This window comes from Pseudomonas avellanae BPIC 631, assembly GCF_000444135.1.
GTDB lineage: Bacteria > Pseudomonadota > Gammaproteobacteria > Pseudomonadales > Pseudomonadaceae > Aquipseudomonas > Aquipseudomonas avellanae.
The window spans coordinates 1-5,702 of record NZ_ATDK01000415.1; the positions used below are offsets into that span (position 1 = coordinate 1).

Annotated in this window: 5 protein-coding genes and 1 pseudogene; 5 read left to right on the forward strand and 1 reads right to left on the reverse strand. The window is 58.6% G+C overall.

Features of this window, described 5'->3' with window-relative positions:
- Positions 1-133: 133 nt before the first annotated feature.
- A complete protein-coding gene (gene sohB, locus DW49_RS0123340; protein WP_005617953.1) occupies positions 134-1,156 on the reverse strand; it encodes a protease SohB in 1,023 nt (340 codons plus the stop codon).
- 205 nt (positions 1,157-1,361) lie between these two features.
- Here sohB and DW49_RS0123345 point away from each other — a divergent pair, with 205 nt between their 5' ends.
- The 5 genes and pseudogenes from DW49_RS0123345 to DW49_RS0123365 form a co-directional block, all read left to right on the forward strand.
- Positions 1,362-2,072: a histidine phosphatase family protein gene (locus DW49_RS0123345; RefSeq protein ID WP_005617951.1), complete on the forward strand. Its 711-nt coding sequence runs from the start codon at positions 1,362-1,364 to the stop codon at positions 2,070-2,072.
- A 54-nt stretch (positions 2,073-2,126) separates the two neighbouring features.
- A complete protein-coding gene (locus DW49_RS0123350; RefSeq protein WP_003382829.1) occupies positions 2,127-2,444 on the forward strand; it encodes an SCP2 sterol-binding domain-containing protein in 318 nt (105 codons plus the stop codon).
- 207 nt (positions 2,445-2,651) lie between these two features.
- Positions 2,652-3,719, forward strand: a complete 1,068-nt coding sequence (locus tag DW49_RS0123355; protein ID WP_024420683.1) for a phosphotransferase family protein — start codon at positions 2,652-2,654, stop codon at positions 3,717-3,719.
- A gap of 27 nt (positions 3,720-3,746) precedes the next feature.
- Positions 3,747-4,514 (forward strand): SDR family oxidoreductase, encoded by a 768-nt coding sequence (locus tag DW49_RS0123360; RefSeq protein ID WP_005617949.1) that lies wholly within the window; start codon positions 3,747-3,749, stop codon positions 4,512-4,514.
- Between the two features lie 102 nt (positions 4,515-4,616).
- Positions 4,617-5,600: pseudogene (locus DW49_RS0123365) on the forward strand (Gfo/Idh/MocA family protein); the annotation flags it as partial.
- Positions 5,601-5,702: the final 102 nt, after the last annotated feature.

A 5,702-nucleotide genomic window follows, 5' to 3' on the forward strand; every position in this document is an offset into this window, starting at 1 on the left:
GCGACGCTCCGCGTCGCATGCCGTTCTGGACGCTCTGCGTCCGATCTTGATGTGCGGCGCAGAGCGTCGCACGGTAGTTGAGGTTATTGCTTGCCCCGGAGCATTGGCACGAGTCGTCACACCTGAACAATGCCTACCAGAACCGTTGCTGGGTCAAACGCCCCCACCACTTTGTAGCCAGTTGATCCGCCGAGGTCGCAGCCGCCATGCCCATGCGTTCCTGCAGGCTTTTGCGTTGCACGTAATGCAGGTGAAACACGTCGGCTTGTTTGGCGCGCTCGGCCAGGTATTCGTCACTGGTTTTCAGTTCGTCTACCAGCAGTTTGTCGACTGCTGCCATGCCCAGCCACACTTCACCGGTAGCGACTTCGTCGATGGACAGTTGCGGACGGTAGCTGGCGACAAAGTTCTTGAACAAGTCGTGAGTGATGTCCAGGTCCTGCTGGAATTTCTCGCGGCCCTTTTCAGTGTTTTCGCCAAATACGGTCAGGGTGCGTTTGTACTCGCCAGCGGTCAGCACTTCAAAATCGATGTCGTGTTTCTTCAGCAGGCGATTGACGTTGGGCAACTGCGCCACGACGCCGATAGAGCCGAGAATGGCGAACGGCGCGCTGATGATCTTGTTGCCGATGCAGGCCATCATGTAACCGCCGCTGGCCGCGACCTTGTCGATGCACACGGTCAACGGAATGCCCGCCTGACGGATGCGCGCCAGTTGCGAGGACGCCAGACCGTAGCTGTGCACCATGCCGCCACCGCTCTCCAGACGCAGAACCACTTCGTCCTTGTCGGTAGCCAGCGTCAGCAGCGCAGTAATCTCGTGACGCATGCTTTCGGTCGCCGAGGCCTTGATGTCACCGTCGAAATCCAGCACGTAGACACGCGCCTTGGGCTCGGCGAGCTTCTTGTCTTTTTTCAGTGCCTTGCCCTGCTCCTTGCGCAAAGCCTTGAGGCGGTCCTTGTCGAGCAGCGATTGTTCCAGTCGCTCGCGCAGTCCCTTATAGAAGTCATTGAGCCGGGTGACCTGCAATTGCCCGGCTGATTTGCGACGCCCCTTGCCACGCACGGCAGCAATTGCAACCAGCACCACAACGATGGCGATCACCAGCGTCACGGTTTTGGCCAGAAAACTTGCGTAATCGACAACAAAATCCACGAATATTCCTCACTTGCGTTACGCCCTTACCGATCAAGGGCTGCGATGAATGCAGCATACCGACGCCCTGTGCGGCGCACCAGCAGCCGAGCCGTTACAAACCATTAAAACGATGATTTCAAACGAGCGTATGTTTTTCCATTGACAGCTCCCCGGCATCCCTCATAACCTCGCTCGACCTTCAACGTACCGAGACGAGACGGACGTGGGCAGCATCTACCTGATACGACATGGCCAGGCCTCATTTGGTGCAGACGATTATGACGTGCTGTCGCCTGTGGGCATTCGTCAGTCACGGGTGCTGGGGGCGCACCTGGCCGGGCTGGGCCTGAGCTTCGATCGCTGCGTGTCCGGCGAACTGCGCCGTCAGCAAGACACCGCGCAGCACACGCTGGGCCAGTACACCGAAGCGGGCATCGCCACACCGTCTCTGGAAATCGACAGCGCTTTTGACGAGTTCGATGCCGAAGCCGTCATCAAGGCACTCATCCCGGCCATGCTCCAGGACGAACCCGAAGCGCTGGATATTCTGCGTAACGCCACTACCAATCCTGCCGGATTTCAGCGCTTGTTCAGCCTCATTACCGAGCGCTGGCTGACCGGCAACCACGACACGCCAGGGCTGCAAAGCTGGCTGGAGTTCGTGGCGCGGGTCAAGGCAGGGCTCGACCGCATTCTTCACGCAGCAGGCCCGCATGAGCGTATCGCCGTGTTCACTTCCGGCGGTACGATCACGGCCCTACTGCATCTGATCATGGGAATACCCGCGGCGAAGGCGCTCGACCTGCACTGGCACATCGTCAACACTTCGCTGCATCAGCTTAAATTCAAAGGCAACGACGTTGCCCTGGCATCCTTCAACAACTACACGCACTTGCAGTTGCAGAAGATGCCGGAACTCGTCACTTATCGCTGAACCCGGACAATAGCGTCCACGCGCACGCCATCACTCACCCAAAAGGATCAAGACATGACCTCAGTCGCCGAAGCCGTTCAGAGCATGAAAGCAAAATTCAACCCAGCCGCTGCTGCCGGCCTGGACCTGATCTTCGGTTTCAACATCACCGACGAAGACAAGCACTACGCCCTGATCGTCAAGGACAGCACCTGCGAGCTGCAGGAAGGCGAAAACCCTGACGCCAACGTCACCCTGGTCATGGACAGCGAAACGCTCAAAGGCATCGTCAGCGGTGAAACCGACGGCATGCAGGCCTTCATGGGCGGCAAACTGCGCGCCGAAGGCGACATGATGCTGGCTATGAAACTCAGCGAACTGTTCCCGGTATAACCGCAGAGCGCTCGGAATACTGCAAAAAAGAAAAACCGAAGCCCCGCCGGCTTCGGTTTTTTTTCGTCTAGACAGCGCAGCGATCAAACCGATTGATCGCTCGGCAACACGCTGGCCTATAAGGCTCATGGAAGGTTGATCATGAGTTCGCCGATCATTAGATTAGTCAATGATTCGTGCGGACCATAATAAGCAAAAGGGATAGACATGGCACTGACTGACCAGTCCACCGACATTCGCGCAGGCGAAGAACTGGACGTTGCCCTGATAGATCCGTACCTCAAAGCGCATATTGCAGAGCTTCATGGGACGCCGGCGATCAGTCAGTTTCCGGGCGGCGCATCCAACCTGACGTATCTGATCCAGTATTCGAACAGAGAGCTGGTGTTGCGTCGCCCGCCCTTCGGGCAAAAGGCCCGTTCGGCACACGACATGGGGCGTGAGTACCGCATCCTCAATCAGCTCAGGGATGCCTTTCCCTATTGCCCCGAGGCCTATCTGCACTGCACCGACGAGTCGCTGATCGGTTCAGAGTTTTACGTGATGCAGCGCGTCAAGGGCATCATTCTGCGCGCTGACCTGCCGCCCGAGCTGGCACTGGACGCGCAGCAGGCCGAAAACCTGTGCAAGAGCTTCATCGACAAACTGGTGGACCTGCACCAGGTCGACTATCAGGCCTGCGGCCTGGGTGATCTGGGCAAACCGCACGGTTATGTGCAACGGCAAATTGCCGGCTGGTCGGAACGCTACGAAAAAGCCATGACCCCGGACGCTCCGGCATGGCAGCAGGTCAAGGCCTGGCTGGTGGAGAAAATGCCTGCTGATTCGCCTACCTCAAGCATCGTGCATAACGACTATCGCTTCGACAACGTGATCCTCGACCCGGCCAACCCCATGCGCATTATCGGCGTACTGGACTGGGAGCTGACCACGCTGGGCGATCCGCTGATGGACCTGGGCAATACCCTCGCCTATTGGGTGCAGGCGGACGATCCGTTGCCGGTGCAGATGACACGTCGCCAGCCGAGTAATGCGCCGGGCATGCTGACGCGCCAGGCGTTCGTTGACTACTACGCTGAACGTTCGGGCATCCAAATCGACAATTTCGATTTTTATTACACCTACGGCCTGTTTCGCCTCGCCGGCATCGTGCAGCAGATCTACTACCGCTTTTTCCACGGCCAGACTCAGGACAAGCGCTTCGCCCGGTTCATTGACATGAACCGGCTGCTGGAGCAGATGAGCCTGGGCGTTATCGCCAAATCCAGCCTTTGACCGCCACCGCCAAGACAGGGGAACCACATGTCCAGAACCCAGCTTTTCGACCTTGATGGCAAGGTTGCTTTTGTTTCAGGTGCCAGCCGAGGTATTGGCGAAGCGATTGCCCGGCTGCTCGCCCAGCAAGGTGCGCAGGTTATTGTGTCGAGCCGTAAACTCGAGGGCTGCCAGGCCGTGGCGGATGCCATCGTTGCCGAGGGCGGTCAGGCCACAGCGATAGCCTGCCATATTGGCGAGATGGAGCAGATCACCAGCGTTTTTGCGCATATACGCCAGCAGTTTGGCCGGCTGGATATTCTGGTCAACAACGCCGCCACCAATCCGCAGTTCTGCAATGTGCTGGACACCGACCTCAGCGCGTTTCAAAAGACCATCGACGTGAACATTCGCGGCTACTTCTTCATGTCCGTGGAGGCTGGCAAGCTGATGCGCGAAGGCGGCGGTGGGAGCATCATCAACGTTGCGTCGATAAACGCGGTATCGCCAGGTGCCTATCAAGGTGTCTATTCGATGACCAAGGCTGCGGTGGTTAACATGACCAAAGTGTTTGCCAAGGAATGCGCCGAGTTCGGTATTCGTTGCAACGCTCTGCTGCCGGGCCTGACAGACACCAAATTTGCATCGGCGCTGGTCAAGAACGACGCGATTCTCAATATGGCCCTGTCGCAGATTCCGCTGAAACGCGTCGCAGCGCCCAGCGAAATGGCCGGTGCGGTTCTGTACCTTGCAAGCGAAGCGTCCAGTTACACCACCGGCGTAGCGCTGAATGTGGACGGCGGTTTTCTGTCCTGATCAAACGCACAGTAAATCAGCCTGGAGAGTGAATTAATTTTCCATTAATTAAATACATAGAATATATTTTCTGCATAACAACAATCCTCTCTGGAGAGTGTCATGCAGCAATCCCCTTCTACATCGCGACCGCAACTGGGCATCGGGCTTATCGGTACAGGTTTCATGGGGCGCGCCCACGCGCTGGCGTTCGGCAGTGCCAATGCCGCCCTGGAACTGCCGGCACGTATTCGGCTGGCCGCTCTGGCGGATGCTGACAGCGCAAGGGCCGAGCAGTGTGCCCAGGCCTGGGGCTTTGACCGCAGCCACGCCGACTGGCAGCAACTGATCGATGACCCACAGGTGCAGATCGTCGCGATCACCACGCCCAACCACCTGCACTTCCCCATGGCCATGGCAGCCATCGCGGCTGGCAAAGCGGTGTACTGCGAAAAACCGCTGGCAGTCAGCCTGGCCCAGGCGGATGAAATGCGGCGCAGCGCCAAGGCCGCAGGCGTAGTGACCCAGGTGGGCTACAACTACCAGCACAACCCGATGATCGGCCTGGCCCGAGAAATGATCGAAGCGGGTGAACTGGGCGATATCGTCAGTTTTCAGGGCGAATTCAGCGAGGACTTCATGGGCAGCGCCACGTCGCCCTGGTCATGGCGCTGTGAAGCGGCCCATGCGGGCGGCGCACTGGCTGACCTGGGCAGCCACCTGCTGGCAATGGCCCGTTACCTGCTGGGTGACATCGAAGCCGTCTGCGCCGACGCCAATACCGTGCACCGCCAGCGGCCTGCCAGCCCGGGCAGCAACGAGATGCGCGCCATTGCCGTGGATGACCAGACCCACGCGCTGCTGCGCTTTGCCAACGGCGCGCGCGGAACCTTCAGCAGCAGTTGGCTCAAGCACGGCTATAAAAACCACCTGAGCTTTGAAATCAGCGGCACCCAGGGCACGCTGGCGTACGATCAGGAGCGTTTGAACGAGCTGCGTATTTATCGCCCCGGCGCGCCGGGGCGCGATGGTTTTCAGCGCCTGTTGGCGGGGCCTGCGCAACCCGGTTACGCAGCGTTCTGCCCCGCGCCGGGGCATCAATTGGGGGCGGTTTCAGAGGCTGAGTGCAACACCCGGCTATTGAGTTAGGGATGGACTCTCATGATGCTTGGACATCATTTCCGTCATCATTTCGATAGGGCATCTGTA